Origin of the sequence: Streptomyces antimicrobicus, assembly GCF_020532625.1 — a bacterium.
GTDB classification, from domain to species: Bacteria; Actinomycetota; Actinomycetes; order Streptomycetales; family Streptomycetaceae; genus Streptomyces; species Streptomyces antimicrobicus.
In genome coordinates, this window is the sequence record NZ_JAJAUY010000001.1 from 64,918 (window position 1) to 85,992 (window position 21,075).

Here is a 21,075-nt window from a genome sequence, read left to right on the forward strand (position 1 = left end):
TGACACGAAAGTTATTGAGATTGTCGGGGAATCCCGTGCGACCGTCTTGCGACCACCCTGCGGGTACCCGGGTGCGCGGCGCGTAGTCTGGGAGAAACCCACTTGCCACCGCCGATCCGTGAGGTATACGTGTCCCCGCGTCACAACCGCCCCAAGGGCGGCGACCACCCGGCCGACCGCAGCGGCGGCGGGCCGGACCGCTACGGCCTGGAGCGGACCGAGGAGTACCTCGGGGAGGACTGGACCGTCCGGCACGTCTCCGGCGCGAGCGCGGCCGGCAAGCGCTACCGCTGCCCGGGCTGCGACCAGGAGATCCCGCCCGCCACCCCGCACGTGGTGGCCTGGCCGCAGTACGGCGGCGTGGACGACCGCCGGCACTGGCACAAGGCCTGCTGGAACGCCAAGGACCGCCGCACCACGCGGGTGCAGCGGTCCCGTAACGCTCCCCGGCACTGACGCCGGGGTCACACGTCCCGGCGGCCCACCACCAGGTACGAGCCGGCCACCGCCGCGCCGGTCACGAGGAGCAGCAGCGCGAAGTGGACCCAGGCCGGCGGGATGGCACCGGTGTCCGTGTTGGGCAGCCCGAACAGCTGCATCAGCGCGACCGGGGCGTTGTACCGGATCAGCGTCGAGCCGGCCGGCTGCGTGGCCTCCCACATGCTGAGCATCGCGCCGGTGAACGGCGGCACGGTGACGACGCCGATCATCACCGCGATCCCGCCGGCGGAGTGCCGTACGAGGGCGCCGACCGCCAGCGCGAGGACGCCCAGCAGCGTGACGTAGAGGCTGCCGGCGAGTCCGTCGAGGAGCTCGCCGGGGATGTCGTGCCGGCCGGCGCCGGGGCGGTGGTGCACGATCGCGCCGGCCAGCGCGACCAGGGTCACCGAGCCGGCGACCGCGGTGAAGCCGACCCCGCCGACCACGAGGTACTTCGCGGTCAGCACCCGGTGCCGGTCGGGGGCGGCGGTGAACGTGGTGCGGATCAGCCCGGTGCCGTGCTCCGAGGTCATGGTCAGCACGCCGAGGACCATCACCCCGAGCTGCCCGACCAGCAGCCCGAACAGCGCGGGCGCGGTGAAGGGCGTCCCGCTGAAGTTCTCCGCGGAGGTCTGCGCCACGGCGAGCAGGCCGATGCCGACGACGAGGAGCACCAGTGCGCCGAGGGTCAGCACGGTGGAGCGGACCGAGATCATCTTGGTCCACTCCGAGGCGACGGCGTGCCCCAGGTGCGGCCGCGGGGTGGGCAGCGGGGAGCTGTAGGCCGCCGGGCGCGGGGTCGGGGCGGTCATCGGGGATCCTCGGGGTCGGTCGCGGTCCCGGCCAGGTCGCCGGGCCGGCTGGGCATCAGGAAGGGCTGCGCGCCGGCCGCGCCGGGCGGCGGGGGAGCGTAGAAGGCGGCGGCGGTCGGGCCCGACACCTGGTGCGCGCCCTCGTCCTCCCACGCCGGTACGGTCAGCGGCTCGGGCTCGAACAGCTCGGCGCGCGGGTCCTCGGTGGAGGTGTACTCCACCGCGCTCTGGGTGAGCCGCATGTACGCCTCCTCCAGGGAGGCCCGGTGCGGCGAGAGCTCCCACAGCCGTACGCCGGCCTCGTGGGCGAGGTCCGAGACGTGCGGCAGGGTGAGCCCGGTCACGCGCAGGGCGCCATCGGGCTCCTTGAGCACCTGGCCCCCGGCCTTCACCAGGGCCTCACCGAGCGCTTGCGCGCCAAGTCGATCGGAATCGGCCACCCGGACCCGGGCGAATCCGGCCGAGTTGTGGGCGATGAACTCCTGCACGCCCATGTCGGCGAGCAGCCGCCCGCGCCCGATCACGATCAGGTGGTCCGCGGTCAGGGCCATCTCGCTCATCAGGTGCGAGGAGACGAACACGGTCCGGCCCTCCGCGGCCAGCTGCCGCATGAGGTTGCGCACCCAGAGGATGCCCTCCGGGTCGAGGCCGTTGACCGGCTCGTCGAACAGCAGCACCTGCGGGTCGCCGAGCAGGGCGGCGGCGATGCCGAGCCGCTGGCCCATCCCGAGCGAGAACGCCTTGGTCCGCTGCCGGGCCACGTCCTGGAGCCCGACCACGCCGAGCACCTCGTCCACCCGCTTCTCCGGGATGCCGGAGAGCTGGGCGAGGGCCAGCAGGTGGGTCCGGGCCCGGCGCCCGCCGTGCACGGCCTTGGCGTCGAGCAGGGCGCCGACGTGCCGCTGGGCGTTGGGCAGCTCCCGGAAGGGCCGGCCGTTGATCGTGACGTGGCCGGAAGTGGGCCGGTCCAGGCCCAGGATCATGCGCATGGTGGTCGACTTCCCGGAGCCGTTGGGCCCCAGGAAGCCGGTCACGTGACCGGGCCTGACCTGGAAGGAGAGCTGGTCGACGGCGGTCTTCGCGCCGAAGCGCTTGGTCAGGCCGACTGCCTCGATCATCCTCTGCCCCTTGCCATGCGGACGGATTTCGTCCGGGTAAGGCTTAAGAGGATATCGAGCGCCGTTCGGTTCCGTCCCGGGCCGAACCCTGAGTCACCCCTGAGCCCGACCCGGGAATCCCCCTCAGGCGGGCGTCACGCGTCCCGCTTCCGCAGCACCAGATAGCCCCCGAGGACGGCCGCCAGCACCCACACGACCATGATCCCGAGGCCGGTCCACGGGCCGTACGGCGTCTCCACCGTGCCCGGCACCGTCTGCATGATCTTGGAGCCGGCCTGGTCCGGGAACCACTGGGACACCTTCCGGGTGGTCTCGAACGCGCTGAGGATGTTCGAGATCATCAGGAAGAACGGCATCAGGATGCCCAGCGAGAGCACGGCGCTGCGCAGGATCGTCGCGAAGCCCATCGAGAACAGCGCGATGAGGGCCATGTAGAGCCCGGCGCCGACCACCGCGCGCAGGATGTTCGGCTCGCCGATGCCGATGCTGTGCTCACCGAGGATCGCCTGTCCCAGGAAGAAGGACAGGAAGCTGGTCAGCAGGCCCACGACCAGGGCCAGGGCCGTGGCGACGGCCAGCTTGGACAGCAGCAGGGTGCCGCGGCGCGGCACGGCGGCCAGCGAGGTGCGGATCATGCCGCTGCTGTACTCGCTCGTGACCACGAGCACGCCGAAGACGATCATCCCGAGCTGGCCGAAGGTCATCCCGGCGAAGCTCATCACGGTCGGGTCGAAGGTCGCCTGCTGCTCCTGGGGCAGGTCGTCGAACGTGGCGCCGATCGCCCAGCACAGCGCGGCGCTGATGCCGACCGTGGCCACCAGGGCCGAGACCAGGGACCACACCGTGGAGGCGACCGTACGGATCTTGGTCCACTCGGACTTGAGGACTGCCGTGGACATGGTCACTCCCCGCCCTGCCGCGCCTGCTCGAACCCCGCGCCCCACGCCGGGACGTCCGCCGGCCGGGCCGGGTTGTCGGCGGCCCGGCCCGGGAGCGGGAGCTCCGGTCGGCCGGGGGCGTGGGCGTGGTACTCGACCGCGTCCGCCGTCATACGCATGAACGCTTCCTCCAGTGACGCCCGTTGCGGGCTCAGTTCGTGCAGCACGATGCGGTGCTCCGCGGCGAGTTCGCCGAGCCGTTCCGCGCCGACCCCGTCGACCTCCAGCGCGCCGGCCCCCGGTACCTCGACCGCGGTGATGCCGGCTCCGTGCAGGACGTCCTTGAGCTGTTCCTGCTGCGGGGAGCGAAGTCGTACGTAAGTGCGAGAGTTCCGGTGAATGAAATCAGACATGGACGTGTCGGCAAGGAGCTTGCCTTGACCGATCACGATCAAATGATCCGCGGTCAATGCCATTTCGCTCATCAAGTGGGACGAGACGAAGATCGTCCTTCCTTCCGCGGCCAGCCCCTTCATCAGATTGCGGATCCAGAGAATTCCCTCCGGGTCCAGACCATTGACGGGTTCGTCGAACATCAGAATCTCCGGATCGCCGAGCAGCGCGGCGGCGATTCCCAGCCGCTGCCCCATGCCCAGGGAGAAACCTTTCGACTTCTTCTTCGCCACGGGCGTCAACCCGACGAGGTCCAGCACCTCACCGACCCGGCGCTCCGGGATGCGGTTGGACTGGGCCAGACACAGAAGGTTGTGGTACGCGCTGCGCCCGCCGTGCATGGCCTTGGCGTCCAGCAGCGCGCCGATGTGCTTGAGCGGCTCCGGCAGGTCCCGGTAGTGCTTCCCGTCGATCCTGACCGTGCCACTGGTCGGGTTGTCGAGGTCGAGCATCATGCGCATGGTCGTGGACTTGCCGGCCCCGTTGGGGCCGAGGAAGCCGGTCACCACCCCCGGTCTGACCTGGAAGCTCAGGTGGTCCACGGCAGTCTTGCTGCCGAATCGTTTGGTGAGGCCCTCGAGCTCGATCATACGGGCCACGCTAGAACGCCCGAGGGCCCTGCGTCACCTCGAAAGGCGGCGCAGGGCCCTCGGCCACGGGGGTGGTGGTGCCGGCGCGGTGCCGGAGCGGAACTAGCGGCTCTGCTGGGCCGGAACGCCGCGGGAGACCGGCTCGTCGTCCATGACCGGGGTGGCCGCGGCGACCGCGGCGCCGGTCAGGGTCGCCAGCATCTCGCGGACGTTGGTCAGCTGGGCGTTGATGGAGTCGCGGCGGTTGGTCAGCGCCGCCAGCTCGCGCTCGGACTCGCTGCGGATGCGGTCCGCCTTGGCGTTGGCGTCGGCCACGATGTCCTCGGCCTGGCGCTGGGCGGTCTCCACCGTCTGGCGGGCCCGGCGCTCGGCGTCGGTGCGCAGCTTCTCGGCCTCCAGGCGCAGCTGCTCGGCGCGGTGCTCGATCTCGGCGAGGCGCTTCTCGGCCTTGGCCTGACGCGAGGCCAGGTCGCGCTCGGACTGCTCGCGGCGCTTGGCCAGGTTGGTCTCGAAGTCCGCGGCGGCCTGGGCGGCCTTGGCGCGGGTCTCCTCGAACAGGGCGTCGGCCTCCTCGCGCTTGGAGGCGGCGTCCTTCTGGGCCTCGGCGCGCAGGGTGGCGGCGTCGCCCTTGGCCTTCTCGACGATCCGGACGCCCTCGTCCTCCGCCTTCGCCTTGCGGTCGGCGGCGAAGCTCTCGGCGTCGTTGCGCACCTGCTGGGCCGCCGACTCGGCGAGCTCACGGTGCTGCTCGGCGGCCCGGCGGGCCTCCTCGCGCAGGTCCTTGGCCTCCTCCTCGGCGAGCCGCAGGATCTTCTCGACCCGGGCGCCGAGACCGGCGTACGACGGCTCGGCGTCGGAGACCTGGGCCTGGGCGTTCTGCGTCTCGAGGTGGAGCTCCTCGATGCGCTTCTCCAGGGAGTTGATGCGGGACAGAGCGCTGTCACGGTCGGCGACGAGCTTGGTAATGCGGTCGTCCACCTGACCGCGGTCGTAACCACGCCGCACGAGCTCGAAGCCGAAGGGGGAGGATGTGTCGCTCATGGGGTTCCTGTCGAAGTGAGACCGATGAGGTGCTACGTGAGGTGTTAAGGGGAATCCTAGGCGCCGGAGCGGCGTGTCATCGAGTCAATCGCAGTTTGCCCTGGACAATGACACCCCTTTTGAGTGGCAAGGCGACGGAATGCTTCTCACTCCTTCGCCTGAACCTCCATCAGGAGCACACATCCGCACGCTCCGACTAGCCCTCCGACGCCTTCCCACCCGATCGGGTGGAACCCGCTGTCGCGCCGGCCTTGACGCCCCCCGCGCCCTGACCGCCGACCGAAGGCCTCCCGCCGCCCGAAGGCGCCTCGAATGATTCCAACGCCTCAAGCACGTCCTGGACACGGGAGATCTCCGCCTGGATGTCCTCGCGCCGGCGGACCAGGACCTCCAGGTCCTTGCGTCCCTCCTCGACCAGCCGTTCGGCCTCCGCCTTCGCCGCGGCGAGCGTCTCCTCGGCCTGCCGGGACAGCTCGGCCTTCTTCTGCTCGGCCTCCTTCAGCAGCGTCTCGGCCTTGCGGACCGCGGCGATGCGCACCTTGCTGGCCTCGCTGCTGGCGTCCGACACCAGGGCCTTGGCCTTCGCCTCCGCCTCGGCGCTCTGCTCGGTCGCCGCCTTCACCAGCTTGTCCACGCGCTCGCCCGCGGACTTCATCTGCTCGGCCGTCTCGCGCCGGGCCCGCTCGTGCAGTTCCTCCACCTCGGACTCGACCCGCGCCCGCAGCTCCTCGGCCCGCTCCCTTATGGCCGCGGCGTCCGCCCGCGCGCCCACCAGCAGCTCGTCCGCGTCCGTACGGGCCTTCTCAACCAGCGAGTTGCCCTCCACGGTCGCCTCCGAGGCGATCCGCGCCGCCTCCTTGCGCGCCGCGTCCACCATCGCGTCGGCCTGCTCCTCGGCCTTGGTGGTGGCCGCCAACGCCTTCTTGGCCGCCTCGGAGGTGAGCTTCTCGGCCTCCGCCGTGGCCTCCGTCAGGAGCCGGTCGACCTGCTCCGCGGCCTCCGTGCGGCGCTTGTTGGCCGCCTCCCGGGCGTCGTCCAGCAGCCGCTCGGACTCCTCGCGCGCCTCGGTACGGGTGCGCTCGGCCGCGGCCGCCGCCTCCGCCTTGACCCGCTCCGCCTCGGACCGGGTGCGGGTGGCGTGCTCCTGCGCCGAGGACAGCGCCTCCGCCGCCTCCGCGCGCAGCCGCTCCGCCTCGGCCGCGGCCTCGCCGACCGTGCGCTCGTTGTCCTTGCGGGTCTGCTGCTCCAGCTTCTCCGCCTCGGAGACGGCCTCGGCGATGAGCCGGTCGGCCTGCTCGGCGGCCTCGGTGCGCAGCCGGTTGCCCTCGGCGCGCGCCTCGTCCAGTGTCTGCTCGGCCTCGCGCTCGGCGCTCGCCAGCGTCTCGTTCGCCGCCGCCGTGACGCGCTCCGCCTCCGCGGTGGCCTCGCCGATGATCCGGCCGCCCTCGGTCCGGGCCGCGTCCAGCGCCTGCGCCGCCTCGGCGCGCAGCCGCTCCGCCTCGGCCGCCGCCTCGGCGAGCGTGTGCTCGCCCGCCGCACGGGCCTCGGCGGTCAGCCGCTCGGCCTCGGCGGTGGCCTCGCCGATCAGGCGGGCCCCCTCGGCACGGGCGTCCTCCAGGGTCCGCTCCGCGTCGCGCTCGGCGCCGGTCAGCGTCTCGGCGGCCTTCGCCGTCAGCGCCTCGGCCTCGGCCCGCGCCTCGGCGAGCGCGGCCTCGCCCGTCGCGCGGCCCTCCTCGACGAGCCGCTCCGCCTCGGCCGTGGCCTCCTCGCGGATGCGCGTGCCCTCGGCGCGGGACTCCTCCAGGGAGACCGCGGCCTCGGCCCTTATGCGGTTGGCGTCCTCGCGGGCGTCCGCCCGGGTGCGCGCGGCGTCGCGCTCGGCCGCGGCCAGCGCGTCCGTCGCCTCGGTGCGCAGCCGCTGCGCGTACTCCGCGGTGTCGCTACGGGTCTGCTCGGCCTCGGCGATCGCGTCCGCGACCGTCCGCTCGGCCAGCGCCTTGGCCGCGTCCGTCTCGGTGCGGGCCTCGGTGCGGATCCGGTTGGCGTCCTCGGTGGCCCGCTCGCGCTCGGCGTAGGCGTCGGCCCGGACCCGGTCGGCCTCCTCCTGGGCCTCGGTCCGGGTCCGCTCCGCGGCGTGCTCGGCGGCGCTGCGCAGACCGGTGATCTCCTCCTCGGCCTCCTCGCGCAGGCCCGCCACGGAGTCCCGTACCTGCTGCGCGGTGGCCTCGGCGGCCGCGACCAGCTCGGCCGCCCGCGTCTCCGCCTCCTCGGTGAGCCGCGCGGCCTCGGCCTGCGCCTCCTCCGAACGGCGGCGGGCCGCCGCCAGCAGCTCCTCGCTCTGCTCGCGGGCCTGCGCCCGCTCGTTGTCGGCGTCCGTACGCGCCGAGGACAGGGTCTCCTCCGCCTCCCGGCGGCGCCGCGCGGCCTCCTCCTGGGCGGCGGCCAGCGCCTCCGCGGCCTCCGCGGCGACCCGCTCGGCCGCGGCCTTCGCCTCGGCCCGCAGCCGGTCCGCGGTCTCCTGCGCCTCGGTGCGGACCCGTTCGGCCTCCGTCTCGGCCTCGGTGCGCAGCCGTACGGCGACCTGCTCGGCCTCGGCACGGGCCCGGCCGGCGTCGTCGGCCGCGTCGGTGCGCAGCCGCTCCGCCTCCGCCTCGGCCTGCGCCTGGAGGGTGCGGATGCGTTCCGCCGACTCGGCGCGCAGCCGGTCGCTCTCCTCCGTGGTCTCCTTGCGGAGGGTCTCGGCCGCCGCGCGGGCGTCGCGCAGCGTCTGCTCGGCGGTGGCCAGCCGGCTCTCGGCGTCCTGCTGCAGCCGGGCGAGCTCCGCCTCGGCCTCGGTCCGCCGGGCGGCGAGCGCCTGCTCGGTCTCCTCGCGCCGGGCCCGGGCCGCCGCGTCCGCCTCGGCGCGCACGGCCTGCGCCGCCTCCTCGGCCTCGGCGCGCAGCCGTTCGGCCTCGGCCCGGGTGCGCTCCAGGGTCTCCTCGGCCTGGGTGCGCAGGGTCGTCGCCCGCTCGATGGCCTCCGCGCGGACCCGGTCGCTCTCGGCGCCGGCGCCCGCGCGCAGCGCGTCCGCGTCCGACTTGGCCTTGGTCAGCAGCTCCTCGGCGGTCTTGGCCGCCTCCTCGATCTGCTGCACGGCCTCGCGGCGGGCCTCGCCGCGGATCCGCTCGCCCTCGGCGACGGCCTCCGAGCGCAGCTGCTCGGCCTCGCCGCGCAGCCGCCGGGCCTCCTCCTGGAGCTCGACCGTCCGGGCCCGGTACTCCTCGGTGTCGTCCTTGGCCGCGCCCTTGAGCTGCTCGGCCGTGGCCGCCGCCTGGGCCCGCAGCCGCTCGGCCTCGGCCTCCGCCTCGCGGCGGATCCGCTCGGCCTCCTCGGACGCGGCCCTGGTGGTGGCCCGGGCGTCCTCGGACGCCTTGGTCAGCACCTCCTCGGCGGTCCGGGCGGCCTTCGCCAGCTGGGCCGCGGTGTCCTCGGCCGCCGCCGTACGGGCCTGCTCGCCGGCCTCGGTCCGGATCCGCTCGGCCTCGGCCCGGGCGTCGGCCAGGGCGTGCTCGGCCTCGGCCTTGAGTGCCTCGGCCTCCTTGGTGGCCTCGGTGACCAGCCGGGCGACCTGCTCCTTGGCGGTACGGGTGCGCTGCTCGTTGACGGACTCCGCGGAGGCCAGCTGCCGGGCCGCGCTCTCCTTGGCCTCGGCGAGCACCCGCTCGGCCTCGGCGCGGGCGTCGCGCAGCGCGCTCTCGGCCTCGGTGACCCGCTGCTCGGCCACCCGGCCGAGGTCGAGGGTCTGCTGGCGGGTCTGCTCGGCCTCGGCGGCGGTGGTCGAGCGCAGCCGCTCGGCGTGCTCGGTGGCCTCCTGCGCCTGGGTGGAGGCGGCGGTCAGCAGCCGCTCGGCCTCCTTGCGGGCGCGCAGCAGCGTCGCCTCCGCCTCGGCGCGGGCGGCCTCGGCGCCCTCGGCCATCCGGCGCCGGGTCTCCTCGGCGACCCGGGCGGCCTCGGCGCGGGCGGCGTTCAGCGCCTGCTCGGCCTCGGCCCGGGACTCCTCCATGAGCCGGCGGGCCTGGGCCTCGGTCCGGGCGCGCAGCTGCTCGGCCCAGGCGACGTTCTCGTTGACGTGCGCCTCGACGGTCTGGCGGCGCTCGTTGAGTTCCTGGTCCAGCCGCTGGCGGCGGTTGACGGCCTCGGCGTGCAGCTCGGCCTGCAGGCGCGCCTGGTGCTCGGCGTGCTCCTGGAGGATGCGCTGGGTCTGGGCCCGGGCCTCGCGCAGCTCGCGCTCGGCGTCGGAGCGCATCTGGTCCGCCTGGATCTGCGCGTTGCGCAGCAACTGCTCGGCCTGGTAGCCGAGGTCCTGGCTGTCGTAGGCCGGGCGGGACGCGAGCGCGCGGCGCACCTCGTGGAGCTTGGCGCGCAGCACCTCGACCTGGTACCCGAGGTCCTCGGCGTGCTGGACGGCCTTCTCGCGCTCCTTCTTCAGCCGCTCCATCTCGGCCTCGAAGCGCGAGAGATGGTCGGCCTCAGCCGCTTGAGTCTCCTGGCTTTCGTAGCCCCGCACCGCGCGGTCCCATCCGTCCCCTGGTCGCAAGCTCACTCCCAAATGAGCACCGTCCGCCCGCTGAACGGCGCCCCCGGGGAAATGGTGTCAGATGCCGGGGCACGGGTCACAGGCCCCGACCCCTTCCGCACCGAACCCCGGCCGAGCCAGACGCCACTCTACCGGCCGGGGGACAGGGGCGGTCAGTGCTCCCGGTCAGTGCTCCGGGTTCGAGGTGACCAGCTCGGTCAGGACGCCGTGGCAGTCCTTGGGGTGCAGGAAGGTGATCCGGGAGCCCATGGAGCCCCGGCGCGGCTCGTCGTACAGGACGCGGACGCCCTTGCCGCGGATCGCGTCGGCGTCGGCGTCGACGTCGGCGGTGCCGAAGGCGATGTGGTGGACGCCCTCGCCGTTCTTGGCCAGCCACTTGGCGACCGTGGAGTCCTCGCGGGTGGGCTCCAGGAGCTGGAGGTAGGAGGCGCCGCCGTCGGAGGTGTCGTTGATCTTGAGCATGGCCTCGCGCACACCCTGCTCCTCGTTGACCTCGGAGTGGAACACCTCGAAGCCGTACGTGGCACGGTAGAACTCGACAGTCTTGTCGAGGTCGAAGCAGGCGATCCCGATGTGGTCGATTCTTGTCAGCATGGGACCAGTGCACTGCCACCGAGGGTGGTTACGCAACGTGCGCGCGATCACACCTACTGCCCGGTGACCGCCGCCGGACGGCTCAGTACATTGACGTAAACCCTCGTTCACTCCTCATCCAAGGGGCTGTGCCTCATGTCCGGAACGAACAACACCACTTCAGTGATCGTCGCAGGCGCCCGCACGCCCATGGGACGGCTGCTGGGCTCGCTGAAGTCCTTCTCGGGCGCCGACCTCGGCGGCTTCGCCATCAAGTCCGCGCTGGACCGGGCCGGGATCTCCGGCGACCAGGTGCAGTACGTGATCATGGGCCAGGTGCTCCAGGCCGGCGCCGGCCAGATCCCCGCCCGCCAGGCCGCCGTCAAGGCCGGCATCCCGATGAGCGTCCCGGCGCTGACCGTCAACAAGGTCTGCCTCTCCGGCCTCGACGCCATCGCCCTGGCCGACCAGCTGATCCGCGCCGGCGAGTTCGACGTCGTGGTCGCCGGCGGCCAGGAGTCGATGACCAACGCCCCCCACCTGCTGCCGAAGTCCCGCGAGGGCTTCAAGTACGGCGCGATCGGGATGCTCGACGCGATGGCCCACGACGGCCTGACCGACGCCTTCGAGGGCATCGCGATGGGCGAGTCCACCGAGAAGCACAACACCCGCCTGGGCATCGAGCGCGCCCCGCAGGACGAGTTCGCCGCGCTCTCGCACCAGCGCGCCGCGGCCGCCCAGAAGAACGGCGTCTTCGAGGCCGAGATCACCCCGGTGGAGATCCCGCAGCGCAAGGGCGAGCCCGTCCTGTTCGCCGTGGACGAGGGCGTGCGGCCCGAGACCACCGTGGAGTCCCTGGCCAAGCTGCGCCCGGCCTTCGCCAAGGACGGCACGATCACCGCCGGCACCTCCTCCCAGATCTCCGACGGCGCCGCCGCGGTGGTCGTGATGAGCAAGGCCAAGGCCCAGGAGCTGGGCCTGGAGTGGATCGCCGAGATCGGCGCCCACGGCAACGTCGCCGGCCCGGACAACTCGCTGCAGTCCCAGCCGTCGAACGCGATCGCCCACGCCCTGAAGAAGGAGGGCCTGGAGGTCGCCGACCTGGACCTCATCGAGATCAACGAGGCCTTCGCCGCGGTCGCCGTGCAGTCAATGAAGGACCTGGGCGTGACCCCGGAAAAGGTGAACGTCAACGGTGGCGCGATCGCCCTGGGCCACCCCATCGGCATGTCGGGCGCCCGCGTGGTCCTGCACCTGGCCCTGGAGCTCAAGCGCCGCGGCGGCGGCGTCGGCGCGGCCGCGCTCTGCGGCGGCGGCGGCCAGGGCGACGCGCTGATCCTGCGCGTGCCCAAGGCCTGAGCCCGTAGGCATCCGGACAGCGACCCGAAGCGAACGAGGAGCGCAGCACGTATGACGGTGGACGTCCCCCAGCTGGTGGCCCAGGCCCGCGAGGGCAGGCCGCGAGCGGTGGCCCGGCTGATCTCACTGGTCGAGGGGGCGTCCCCGCACCTGCGCGAGGTGATGGCCGCGCTCGCCCCGCTGACCGGCGGGGCGTACGTGGTCGGGCTGACCGGGTCGCCGGGCGTGGGCAAGTCCACCTCGACCTCGGCGCTGGTGACGGCGTACCGGCGGGCCGGCAAGCGGGTCGGCGTGCTCGCCGTGGACCCGTCCTCGCCGTTCTCCGGAGGCGCCCTGCTGGGTGACCGGGTCCGGATGTCCGACCACGCCTCGGACCCGGGCGTCTACATCCGCTCGATGGCCACCCGCGGCCACCTGGGGGGCCTGTCCTGGGCCGCCCCGCAGGCCATCCGGGTGCTGGACGCGGCCGGCTGCGACGTGATCCTGGTCGAGACGGTCGGCGTCGGCCAGTCCGAGGTCGAGATCGCGGCGCAGGCGGACACCTGCGTGGTGCTGCTGGCGCCCGGCATGGGCGACGGCATCCAGGCGGCCAAGGCCGGCATCCTGGAGATCGGGGACGTCTACGTGGTGAACAAGGCCGACCGGGACGGGGCGGACGCCACGGCCCGGGAGCTGAACCACATGCTGGGCCTGGGCGAGGCCCGGGGCCCGGGCGACTGGCGCCCGCCGATCGTCAAGACCGTGGCCGCCCGCGCCGAGGGCGTGGACGAGGTCGTCGAGGCCCTGGAGAAGCACCGGGCCTGGATGGACGAGCACGGGGTGCTGGCGCAGCGGCGTACCGCCCGGGCGGCGCGCGAGGTCGAGACCATCGCGGTCACGGCGCTGCGCGCCCGGATCGCCGACCTGCGCGGTGACGCGCACCTGCCGGCCCTGGCCGCCCGGGTCGCCGAGGGCGAGCTGGACCCGTACGCGGCGGCCGACGCCCTGCTGGCCTCCCTGACCGAGGCCTGAGCCGCCGGCCGCCGCGACCGAGGTGCGAGCCGGCCGGGTCCCCGCCCCCTGGGGGGTGGGGACCCGGCCGGTGTCGTCTCAGGCGTTGGGGCGCTTGCCGTGGTTCGCGCCCTTCTTCTTGCGGGCCCGCCGCTTGTTGCCGCGCTTCGACATGGTGCGATCTCCCTCGTGCGGGGACATTCCGGGCACCGTCAGTCTAGGGCGCCCGCCCCGCGCCGGCCCGTCACCCGCGTCCGCGCTGGTCGCGCAGGTGCTCCGCGACCGGTCGCAGGGAGGTGTGCAGGGCCGCCAGGGCCTCCGGCGGCAGCAGGTCGATGAAGTGTCGGCGGACGGACGCGACGTGGTGCGGCGCGACCTTCCGCATGGTCTCCATGCCCTCGTCCGTCAGGACCGCGTACAGGCCCCGGCGGTCGGACTCGCAGTTCACCCGGGTGACGAGCCCGGCCGTCTCCATACGGGTGATCTGGTGGGACAGCCGGCTCTTGGACTGGAGCGTGGCCGTGGCCAGGTCGCTCATCCGCATCCGGTGGTCCTCCGACTCCGAGAGGTTCACCAGGATCTCGTAGTCGTTGTTGGTGAGTCCGAAGGGCTGGAGATCCTTTTCCAGTTGGTGCATCAGGAGTCTGCTGACGTCGAGGTGGGTGCGCCAGGCGCACTGCTCGGCATCGGTCAGCCAGCGCGTGGCCGTCTCGGTCTCCATGGTCTCCATGAATGAACTCTACCTAAAAAGTTGAATTTCGTACAATAATTACAGGCCCAGACGTCGCTGAAGATCACCCAGCTGCCCCGGCATCCGGGGTACACCGAGCTGCCCCAGCGGCCCCTGTCCGTGTCCGCCGTGCATCCCGGCCCCCGGCACGCCCGGCTCCGCGCCGACCGCCCCGACCGGCTGCTCGGCCATCAGCAGCTCCGTGGACTGGAGCAGGACCGTCCCCGCCCCGACGAACTCGAACTGGTGCTCCTCGCCCGAGGTGCCTCCGATCCCGGTGAGCTGCCGCAGTCCGCCCATCACCCCGGTCATGTACCCGTGGTCGTAGTGATGGCACGGCGACGGGCAGTCCGCCCACCCGACCAGCGCCTGCGGATCCACCCGCAGGGGTGGCTCCATGAAGACCACCGGACCGTTGGACGCGGCCACGAACTTCCCGGTTCCGATCAAGGTCAGGAAGCCCGGGACGATGGACTGCTTCAGGGCCAGCGACGGCTGGTAGGCCAGCAGGTTGCCCGAACGGATCGTCAGGTTCCCGTTGTCCAGGTCGTACGAGTTCACGTCGAAGGCGCGGTCGGCGAGAAGCATCTTGCCCTGCCCTTCCGCCACCACCCAGTCGCTCGCGTGCAGCGGCGAGTGGAAGCTCGTCCGCAGCAGCCGCTCGAAACGTCCGTGGCCGATGCCGTTGAACTCGATCTGCCCGTAGTAGGCGATCATCTTGCCCTTCTGCAGGAACCACTGGTTCCCCTTGAGCTCCACGCAGAAGGTGTAGGCGTTGACGTTGTCGTCGGACGGCAGGGTGTAGGGGTCGAAGACCGTGGGCGCGCCGGCGCCGCCCGGGGCGGGTCCAAAGGTCACAGCTTCTCCTCCGAGGCCTGTACGTACACGACTCCCTGGCCCGACAGCTCCAGCTGGAACGCCTCGCCCGAGCCGCGCCCCACCATGTCCCGCCAGCCGAGCGCGGTGGAGAGCTTGTTGCGCACGTCACCGTGATGGGCGACGTACGCCTGGGGATCCACGTGGACGGGCCGGTTCGGGGTGATCGGGAGCTCGACGACCCCGCCGTGCGCCATGACCGCCACCGCGCCGTGCCCCTTGAGCGTGGTGGTGAACAGTCCCTGGCCGGTCACCTGGCCGCGCACCATGCCCATGACCCCGCCCTGCGAGCCCATGAACATGGTGCCCTGCTGGAGGGTGCCGTCGAAGGCGAGCAGGCGGTCGGCCTCGACGTAGAGGGTCTCGCCCTGGAGGGTGATGACCTGGATGTGGTGCCCGCCGTGGCCGAACATCACGGTGCCGTTGCCCTCGACCGTCATCAGGGGCGTCTGCTCGTTGGCGATCCGGCGGCCGATCATGCCCATGACGCCGCCCTGGCCGCCGGTGATGTTCGGCGTGAAGGACACGTCGCCGCGGTAGGCGAGCATGGCGCCGCGCTGGCTGTACAGCCGCTGGCCCGGGACCACCTGGGCCTCGACCATCTTGGAGTTGATCTCGCGGAACGGCATCAGATGTCGCCCCCGACGGTGTTGCGCTCGCTGGGTTGGACGTACACCAGTCCCTCGCCCTCGAACCGGATCTGGAAGGCCTCGCCCGACCCCTCGCCGATGAACGTGCGGAAGGTCACGCCGGACTGGAAGTGCTGCTGGAGGTTGCCGGTGTGCGCGACGTACGCGCCCGGGTCCACGGAGAGCGGGTACTGGGCGCTCACCCGCATCACCACGGCCGGGCCGTCGGACATGATCGCCGCCTGGCCGGTGCCCTCGACGGTGGTGGTGAACAGGCCGTTGCCCGTCGCGCCGCCGCGCAGGCCCGTGAAGGTGGTGCCGGTGCGCAGGCCGCCGTCGGTGCACAGCAGGTTGCTGGACTCGACGTACAGCTTCTCGCCGCGCAGGTTCACCAGGTTGATCTCGCTGGCGCGGTCGGCGAAGAAGCAGGTGCCGTGCCCCTGCACCTCCATCACGGTCATCTGTTCACCGGTCAGGCGCCGGGTGACCATGCCGCGCAGGCCCTCACCGCCGCCGGTCATCTTCTTGAACGACATCTGGCCGTCGTAGGCGACCATCGAGCCGTTCTTGGCCTTGACGGTGTCGCCGGACAGGTCTACGGCGAGCACTTTGCTGCCTTGGAGTCGGAACTGAGCCACGGGATGACGTTATCGGCAGCGGGCGGGCTCGAACAGGGCCCACCGCCCCCGGCGCCCTCAGCCGCCCCCCGGGTCAAGATCGAGCAAAGCGGCTGCGACACTGGTACGGACACCGGCCGCCACCAGCGAAGGTTCCCCGTGGACATCAAGACCGCTTCCGCCCTGCACCGGCTGCGCCTCGTCTCCGTTCCGGAGGCGCTGTCGTTCCCGGCCCTGCTGATCTTCGGCTCCCTGCTGAGCCGGATCTCGGACATCAACCTCGTGATGCCGCTGGGCGCCCTGCACGGCCTGCTGTTCGTGCTCTACGTCCTCTTCCTGCTGGACGTGTGGAACAAGGCGAAGTGGCCGCTGAAGAAGGTCGCCCTCTTCCTGCTGCTCGCCGTCGTCCCCTTCGGCGGCCTGTACGGCGACAAGATCCTCAAGCGTGACGAGGCCGACAGCGTGATCGCCGCCCGCGCCCGCCGCGAGGAGGCCGCGGCGTGATCGTCGCGTTCTCGGTGACCCCCCTCGGGGTCGGCGAGGAGGTCGGCGCGTACGTCGCCGACGCCGTCCGCGTGGTGCGCGAGTCGGGCCTGCCGCACCGCACCGACGCCATGTTCACCTCGGTCGAGGGGGAGTGGAACGAGGTGATGGACGTCGTCCGGCGCGCGGTCGCCGTCGTCGAGGAGCGCGCCCCGCGCGTCTCGGTGGTGATGAAGATGGACATCCGCCCGGGTGTCACGGACGGTCTGACCTCCAAGGTCGCCACCGTGGAACGGCACCTGGCCGAGGGCTGAGCCGCCCGCGGATCAGCGGACCGCCCGGCGGGCGAGACCCAGCGCGTGTTCGGGCCACCAGGTCCCGGCCGGGGGACCGCCGCGGCAGGGGCCGTCGGAGTCGCCCGGCGGCCTGATCCACAGGTAGGCGTCGACCAGGGGATCGCCCGTCCGGTCCGTGGGCGGGGTGCCGAGCGCCCGGCCGGGCGGATTGCACGCGGGACGCCCGGGCCGTGCGGGACCGCCCGGCGGCGCTCCCGCGCCGTTGCGGCCGGTGTCGACGACGAAGTGCTTGCCGCCGGTGGCCTTCGACAGCCGCGCGCCGAAGGCGCGGACCTCCGCGTCGGGCCGGAACCCCGAGACGTTGAGCGCGAACCCGTCGGCCCGCGCCAGCCCCGCCCGGCCGAGCACGGCCGCGAGCTGCTCCGGGTCCCGCTCCGGGTCCGCCTCCCCGGCGTCCAGATACACCTTGGTGGCCGGATTCCGCTTCAGCCGCTCCACGGCCTCGCCGAGCAGCCGCAGCCGCTCCTCGCGCCGGGCGCCGGTCAGGCAGCCGTCCCCGTCCAGCACCTGGCCGACGGCGCCCGGCTCCAGCACCACCACGGCCCGCGCACCCCCGACGGCACCGGCGAACGCCTCCACCCAGCGGCGGTACGCGCCCGCGTCCCCGGCCCCGGGGCGGGGGAGCGGTCCGCCCGCCACCGCCGTCCGGCCGCAGTCCCGGTACGGCAGCTGGTGCACCGTCAGCACCACCACCCGCTGCGCCGGCCCCGCGCTCCGCACCGCCCGCCGCACGGCGGGCGCCGGGTCACCGGCCGGCGCCCACAGGGCCACCGGTTCCTCCGCGATCCGCCGCAGCACCTGCGCGTCGGCGTGCCGCCCCTGCGCCTCCCAGGCCAGCACCTGCCGCGCGGCCGGACCGTCGGGGTCCACCCAGTACGGCGAGCCGGTGGGGCCGTCCTCACCGGCGGGCCCGGCGGCGCCGCCGGGGAGCGCGGGCCCGGGACCGCGGGCCGGGGGCGGGGTCGTACACGCGGTCAGCGCCAGCAGGAGGGTGGCGGCGGGGGCGAGGAAGCGCCAGGGGCGGGAACCGGGGGCTCGCACCGGGCCATCGTGACATGTCGGACACCGGACGGGCCGTCACCACACCGGCACCGCCAAGGGCGACGGCGGCGGCACCACGGACACCACCACCGGCACCACCGGCGGCACCCCCGGCGGCAGCGGCCGCGCCGCCTACGGCGCGGTGGAGCCGCCCGTGGCCAGGGCGATGCCCAGCGGAGTGCGCTCGTACAGGACCTGGTGGCCTCGACGGTGCGGCTGGAGCAGGCCCGCGCCCTGCAGGGCCTTCAGATGGGCCGACACCGAGGACGGCGCCCGCCCCAACCGCAGGGACAGGGCCGTGGTCGTCGCCGGCTCGTCCAGCGCGCACAGGACCTCCGCCCGCACCCGGCCCAGCAGCCGGGCCAGGGCGTCCGGGACCGGGCCCGCCCCCTCGCTCCACAGGGCGCCGATCCCGCGCGCGGGGTAGACGACGGTCGGCTGCCAGGGCGGGTCGAAGCCGCCGGCCACGTCCGGCCAGATGAACGCGCTCGGCATGAGCAGCAGGCCCTGCCCGCCGAGCTCGCGGTCGTGGTGCGAGGGCCGCTCGACGACGAGGGTGCCGCTCGCCCCGTCCCAGCGCAGGGACGGGTGCAGCCCGTCGAACATCTCCGCCAGCCCACCGGCGGCCAGCCGCCGCGAGTGGAAGGCGATGTCGGCCTCCAGCAGGGCCCGCAACCGCGGCCAGTGCGGGGCGACCAGGGCGTGCCAGGCCTGGTCCAAGAGGTCCGCCAGGGTCTCGACCGCGCGCTCGGGGTCGGCCAGCAGGTACCGGCCCGCCGCGCTCGCGGCCGCACCCGGGGTGTCGGCCAGGGACCGGCGGATCTCCTCGTGCGCCGCGGCCGGGTCCGCCGACCGGACCCGCGCCAGCTCCTCCTCGACCGTGGTGGCCGGACCGAGCGGGGGCGGGCTGATGAAGTCGCACGAGTGTCCGCGCGCCGGCATCAGCGCCCACAGCGGCCGCAGGTCGAGCCGGTCCGCCGCCGCGCGGATCTGCCGCAGCCAGGGCAGGTGGTGGATCTGCCGCCGGGGCCGGAGCAGGGTCCGTACCGCCCCCTGGGTCTCCCACAGCGGTGAGATCGCGAACCGGCAGCGCAGCAGATCACCCGGCCCGAACCGGTGGAGCAAGGCCATCCGCCGACCCTACCGGCCCGGCCGGCCGAAGATTCGGCCCACGCCGAATCCCTGGGCCCGCTCCCGCCGGCCCGGCACGCTCGGGCGCATGTCTGCTCCCCGCTACCGCGCGGTCTTCCGCGTCGCCGAGTTCCGGGCGGTGTTCGCCGCGCACCTGCTGTCCGTGCTCGGGCTGGTCGTCGCCGAGCTCGCGCTCACCGTGCTGGTGTACCGGCTCACCGGCTCCCCGCTGCTCAGCGCGCTCACCTTCGCCCTCGGCTTCCTGCCGTACGTCCTCGGCGGGACCCTGCTCGCGCCGCTCGCCGACCGGCGCCCGGCCCGCCGGGTGCTCGTCGTCTGCGACCTGGTGTGCGCCGTCTGCGCGCTGGGCATGGTCCTGCCCGGCACGCCCGTGGCCGCGCTGCTGGCGCTGCGGTGCGTGCTGGCGCTGGTCGGGCCGCTCTTCCAGGGCACCCGCAACGCCTCCCTCGCCGACGTGCTCGGGACCGGCGAGGCCTACGTCCTCGGCCGCTCGCTGCTGCGGATGGTCGCGCAGAGCGCCCAGTTGGCCGGGTTCGGCCTCGGCGGGGTGCTGCTCGCCGCCGTCTCCCCGCGCGGCGCGCTCGCCGTGACCGCCGCCGGCTTCGCCGCCTCCGCCCTGCTGCTCCGGTTCGGCACGCGGTGGCGGCCCGCCCGCGCCGCCGGGGACCGCTCCTCGCCGCTGGCCGGGCTCCGCGCGGTCCTCGGCGACCGCCGTACCCGCGCGCTCACCCTGCTCTTCTGGCTGCCGTCGCTGTTCCTGGTGGTGCCCGAGGCCCTCATGGCCCCCTACGTCGACGGGCTCGGCGCGGGCACCACCGTCCTCGGCCTGCTGATGTGCGCGCTGCCCGTCGGCACCGTCGCCGGCGAGCTGTGGGCCGGTTCGGCGCTCGGCCCGCGGAGCCGGTCGCGGCTCGTCGCCCCGCTCGCCGTCGCCGGCTTCCTGCCGCTGCTGGGATACGCCGCCCGGCCCGGCCTCCCGCTCCTGGCGGTCCTGCTGCTGCTCGCCGGGCTCGCCCACGCCTACACCCTGGGCCTCGACCAGTGGTTCCTGGCCGCCGTCCCCGAGGAGCTGCGCGGCCGGGCCATGACGCTGCTGAGCACCGGGCTGATGACCCTCCAGGGCGTCGGCATGGCCCTGGCGGGCCTGGCCGGCGAGTTCCTGCCGCTGCACCTGGTGGTGGCCGGCGCCGGGGGCCTCGGCGCCCTGTGCGTGCTGCTCCTGCTGGCCGACCTGCGGGCGGCGACGGCCGGTCCCCGGCCGCTCGCGCCGAGGGATGAGACGGAACTGACCGCCAAATGACCGGCAGGTAAGGTCTGCTGCGTGCCCAAGCCCCTCAGCCTTCCCTTCGACCCCATCGCCCGCGCCGACGAACTCTGGCAGCAGCGCTGGGGGCCGGTGCCCTCGATGGCCGCGATCACCTCGATCATGCGCGCGCACCAGATCCTGCTCGGCGAGGTGGACGCGGTGGTCAAGCCCTACGGGCTGACCTTCGCCCGGTACGAGGCGCTGGTGCTGCTGACCTTCTCCAAGTCGGGCGAGCTGCCGATGTCGAAGATCGGCGAGCGGCTGATGGTGCACCCGACCTCGGTGACCAACACGGTGGACCGCCTGGTCCGCTCCGGGCTGGTGGCCAAGCGCCCCAACCCCAACGACGGCCGCGGCACCCTCGCCTCGATCACCGACAAGGGCCGCGAGGTGGTCGAGGCGGCCACCCGCGACCTGATGGCCATGGACTTCGGGCTGGGCGCGTACGACGCCGAGGAGTGCGCCGAGATCTTCGCGATGCTGCGGCCCCTGCGGATCGCCGCCGGCGACTTCGAGGAGAAGTAGCCCCCGTCAAGATCGAGCAAAACGGACGGTTACGCTCAAGGGCATGAAGAAGAGCGTGCTGACCAGGTACCGGGTGATGGCCTTCGCCACCGCCATCATGCTGCTCGTGCTGTGCACCTGCATGGTGTTCAAGTACGGCTTCGACAAGGGCGCCGACCTGACCTTCGTGGTCTCGCAGGTCCACGGCGTGCTCTTCATGGTCTACCTGGTCTTCGCCTTCGACCTGAGCTCCAAGGCCAAGTGGCCGTTCGGCCGGATGCTGTGGGTCATGGTCTCCGGGACCATCCCGCTGGCCGCCTTCTTCGTCGAGCGCAAGGTCCGCGCCGACGTCGAGCCCCTGATCACCTCCCCCCGCCCGGCCCCGGCCCAGGCCTAGGGCGTCTCCCCTTGATCTGCTCGTCGGTCGATCGGACATGCCTGTCCGGTGGGTGATCACCGATGCGCTGGGGGACCGGATCGGGCCGCCGGCCGGGTCGAGCCCGCCGATGCG

The 21,075-nt window shown here is 73.3% G+C and carries 22 protein-coding genes; 8 read left to right on the forward strand and 14 right to left on the reverse strand.

The annotated features are described in order from the left end of the window. Window positions 1-129 precede the first annotated feature (129 nt). Window positions 130-456 (forward strand): Rv1322 family protein, encoded by a 327-nt coding sequence (locus LG632_RS00340; RefSeq protein WP_226724245.1) that lies wholly within the window; start codon window positions 130-132, stop codon window positions 454-456. Window positions 457-464: 8 nt separating this feature from the next. Here LG632_RS00340 and LG632_RS00345 read toward each other — a convergent pair whose 3' ends face one another. From LG632_RS00345 to mce, 7 genes are all read right to left on the reverse strand, one after another. Beyond that, window positions 465-1,292: an ABC-2 transporter permease family protein gene (locus LG632_RS00345; protein ID WP_226724246.1), complete on the reverse strand. Its 828-nt coding sequence runs from the start codon at window positions 1,290-1,292 to the stop codon at window positions 465-467. Next, the gene (locus tag LG632_RS00350; protein ID WP_226724247.1) at window positions 1,289-2,410 is read right to left on the reverse strand and encodes an ABC transporter ATP-binding protein; all 1,122 of its coding nucleotides are present in this window, start codon (window positions 2,408-2,410) and stop codon (window positions 1,289-1,291) included. The genes LG632_RS00345 and LG632_RS00350 overlap by 4 nt, the downstream gene beginning before the upstream one ends. 134 nt (window positions 2,411-2,544) lie before the next feature. Beyond that, window positions 2,545-3,315, reverse strand: coding sequence for an ABC transporter permease (locus tag LG632_RS00355; protein ID WP_374203363.1), 771 nt, complete (start codon window positions 3,313-3,315; stop codon window positions 2,545-2,547). Then, window positions 3,312-4,331 (reverse strand): ABC transporter ATP-binding protein, encoded by a 1,020-nt coding sequence (locus LG632_RS00360; protein ID WP_226724249.1) that lies wholly within the window; start codon window positions 4,329-4,331, stop codon window positions 3,312-3,314. The genes LG632_RS00355 and LG632_RS00360 overlap by 4 nt, the downstream gene beginning before the upstream one ends. A gap of 102 nt (window positions 4,332-4,433) precedes the next feature. Then, window positions 4,434-5,372 carry a coiled-coil domain-containing protein gene (locus LG632_RS00365; protein WP_226724250.1) on the reverse strand — a complete coding sequence of 313 codons (939 nt, stop codon included), beginning with the start codon at window positions 5,370-5,372 and terminating at the stop codon, window positions 4,434-4,436. A gap of 196 nt (window positions 5,373-5,568) precedes the next feature. Further along, window positions 5,569-9,918, reverse strand: a complete 4,350-nt coding sequence (scy, locus tag LG632_RS00370) for a polarized growth protein Scy (RefSeq protein WP_226724251.1) — start codon at window positions 9,916-9,918, stop codon at window positions 5,569-5,571. Between the two features lie 195 nt (window positions 9,919-10,113). Continuing rightward, complete coding sequence (gene mce, locus LG632_RS00375) at window positions 10,114-10,542, reverse strand: methylmalonyl-CoA epimerase (RefSeq protein WP_226724252.1); 429 nt, start codon at window positions 10,540-10,542, stop codon at window positions 10,114-10,116. Window positions 10,543-10,677: 135 nt separating this feature from the next. Here mce and LG632_RS00380 point away from each other — a divergent pair, with 135 nt between their 5' ends. Continuing rightward, the gene (locus LG632_RS00380) at window positions 10,678-11,880 is read left to right on the forward strand and encodes an acetyl-CoA C-acetyltransferase (RefSeq protein WP_226724253.1); all 1,203 of its coding nucleotides are present in this window, start codon (window positions 10,678-10,680) and stop codon (window positions 11,878-11,880) included. 51 nt (window positions 11,881-11,931) lie between these two features. Further along, window positions 11,932-12,891 (forward strand): methylmalonyl Co-A mutase-associated GTPase MeaB, encoded by a 960-nt coding sequence (meaB, locus tag LG632_RS00385; protein ID WP_226724254.1) that lies wholly within the window; start codon window positions 11,932-11,934, stop codon window positions 12,889-12,891. Between the two features lie 78 nt (window positions 12,892-12,969). Here the strand turns inward: meaB and LG632_RS30665 are convergent, their stop codons facing one another. The 5 genes from LG632_RS30665 to LG632_RS00405 form a co-directional block, all read right to left on the reverse strand. After that, window positions 12,970-13,044, reverse strand: coding sequence for a 50S ribosomal protein bL37 (locus LG632_RS30665; RefSeq protein WP_373297613.1), 75 nt, complete (start codon window positions 13,042-13,044; stop codon window positions 12,970-12,972). Between the two features lie 70 nt (window positions 13,045-13,114). Then, window positions 13,115-13,591 (reverse strand): MarR family winged helix-turn-helix transcriptional regulator, encoded by a 477-nt coding sequence (locus tag LG632_RS00390; protein WP_226724311.1) that lies wholly within the window; start codon window positions 13,589-13,591, stop codon window positions 13,115-13,117. Window positions 13,592-13,639: 48 nt separating this feature from the next. Further along, window positions 13,640-14,458 (reverse strand): AIM24 family protein, encoded by an 819-nt coding sequence (locus tag LG632_RS00395; RefSeq protein WP_226724255.1) that lies wholly within the window; start codon window positions 14,456-14,458, stop codon window positions 13,640-13,642. Then, complete coding sequence (locus LG632_RS00400; protein WP_226724256.1) at window positions 14,455-15,105, reverse strand: AIM24 family protein; 651 nt, start codon at window positions 15,103-15,105, stop codon at window positions 14,455-14,457. The genes LG632_RS00395 and LG632_RS00400 overlap by 4 nt, the downstream gene beginning before the upstream one ends. Continuing rightward, window positions 15,105-15,743 (reverse strand): AIM24 family protein, encoded by a 639-nt coding sequence (locus LG632_RS00405; protein ID WP_226724257.1) that lies wholly within the window; start codon window positions 15,741-15,743, stop codon window positions 15,105-15,107. Before LG632_RS00405 ends, LG632_RS00400 begins: the two co-directional genes overlap by 1 nt. 138 nt (window positions 15,744-15,881) lie before the next feature. Here LG632_RS00405 and LG632_RS00410 point away from each other — a divergent pair, with 138 nt between their 5' ends. Beyond that, window positions 15,882-16,226: a DUF3817 domain-containing protein gene (locus LG632_RS00410; RefSeq protein WP_226724258.1), complete on the forward strand. Its 345-nt coding sequence runs from the start codon at window positions 15,882-15,884 to the stop codon at window positions 16,224-16,226. Then, on the forward strand, window positions 16,223-16,519 hold the full coding sequence (locus LG632_RS00415) for an MTH1187 family thiamine-binding protein (protein ID WP_226724259.1): 297 nt from the start codon (window positions 16,223-16,225) through the stop codon (window positions 16,517-16,519). Before LG632_RS00410 ends, LG632_RS00415 begins: the two co-directional genes overlap by 4 nt. Before the next feature lie 12 nt (window positions 16,520-16,531). Here LG632_RS00415 and LG632_RS00420 read toward each other — a convergent pair whose 3' ends face one another. Beyond that, window positions 16,532-17,602 (reverse strand): glycoside hydrolase family 6 protein, encoded by a 1,071-nt coding sequence (locus tag LG632_RS00420; RefSeq protein ID WP_226724260.1) that lies wholly within the window; start codon window positions 17,600-17,602, stop codon window positions 16,532-16,534. Between the two features lie 132 nt (window positions 17,603-17,734). Continuing rightward, on the reverse strand, window positions 17,735-18,733 hold the full coding sequence (locus LG632_RS00425; RefSeq protein WP_226724261.1) for an ArsR/SmtB family transcription factor: 999 nt from the start codon (window positions 18,731-18,733) through the stop codon (window positions 17,735-17,737). 88 nt (window positions 18,734-18,821) lie between these two features. Here LG632_RS00425 and LG632_RS00430 point away from each other — a divergent pair, with 88 nt between their 5' ends. Genes LG632_RS00430 through LG632_RS00440 form a run of 3 tightly spaced genes read left to right on the forward strand, consistent with a single transcriptional unit; the run spans window position 18,822 to window position 20,961 of the window. Further along, the gene (locus LG632_RS00430) at window positions 18,822-20,054 is read left to right on the forward strand and encodes an MFS transporter (RefSeq protein ID WP_226724262.1); all 1,233 of its coding nucleotides are present in this window, start codon (window positions 18,822-18,824) and stop codon (window positions 20,052-20,054) included. A gap of 21 nt (window positions 20,055-20,075) precedes the next feature. After that, the gene (locus LG632_RS00435; protein WP_226724263.1) at window positions 20,076-20,585 is read left to right on the forward strand and encodes a MarR family winged helix-turn-helix transcriptional regulator; all 510 of its coding nucleotides are present in this window, start codon (window positions 20,076-20,078) and stop codon (window positions 20,583-20,585) included. Window positions 20,586-20,628: 43 nt separating this feature from the next. Beyond that, window positions 20,629-20,961, forward strand: coding sequence for a DUF3817 domain-containing protein (locus LG632_RS00440; protein WP_226724264.1), 333 nt, complete (start codon window positions 20,629-20,631; stop codon window positions 20,959-20,961). Window positions 20,962-21,075: the final 114 nt, after the last annotated feature.

Coding starts and splice junctions, on each gene's coding strand:
- LG632_RS00430 (WP_226724262.1), top strand. CDS start 18,822: ATGTCTGCTCCCCGCTACCGCGCGGTCTTCCGCGTCGCCGAGTTCCGG.
- LG632_RS00440 (WP_226724264.1), top strand. CDS start 20,629: ATGAAGAAGAGCGTGCTGACCAGGTACCGGGTGATGGCCTTCGCCACC.
- LG632_RS00400 (WP_226724256.1), bottom strand. CDS start 15,105: ATGCCGTTCCGCGAGATCAACTCCAAGATGGTCGAGGCCCAGGTGGTC.
- LG632_RS00380 (WP_226724253.1), top strand. CDS start 10,678: ATGTCCGGAACGAACAACACCACTTCAGTGATCGTCGCAGGCGCCCGC.
- LG632_RS00360 (WP_226724249.1), bottom strand. CDS start 4,331: ATGATCGAGCTCGAGGGCCTCACCAAACGATTCGGCAGCAAGACTGCC.
- LG632_RS00425 (WP_226724261.1), bottom strand. CDS start 18,733: ATGGCCTTGCTCCACCGGTTCGGGCCGGGTGATCTGCTGCGCTGCCGG.
- LG632_RS00390 (WP_226724311.1), bottom strand. CDS start 13,591: ATGGAGACCGAGACGGCCACGCGCTGGCTGACCGATGCCGAGCAGTGC.
- mce (WP_226724252.1), bottom strand. CDS start 10,542: ATGCTGACAAGAATCGACCACATCGGGATCGCCTGCTTCGACCTCGAC.
- meaB (WP_226724254.1), top strand. CDS start 11,932: ATGACGGTGGACGTCCCCCAGCTGGTGGCCCAGGCCCGCGAGGGCAGG.
- LG632_RS00365 (WP_226724250.1), bottom strand. CDS start 5,372: ATGAGCGACACATCCTCCCCCTTCGGCTTCGAGCTCGTGCGGCGTGGT.
- LG632_RS00350 (WP_226724247.1), bottom strand. CDS start 2,410: ATGATCGAGGCAGTCGGCCTGACCAAGCGCTTCGGCGCGAAGACCGCC.
- LG632_RS00345 (WP_226724246.1), bottom strand. CDS start 1,292: ATGACCGCCCCGACCCCGCGCCCGGCGGCCTACAGCTCCCCGCTGCCC.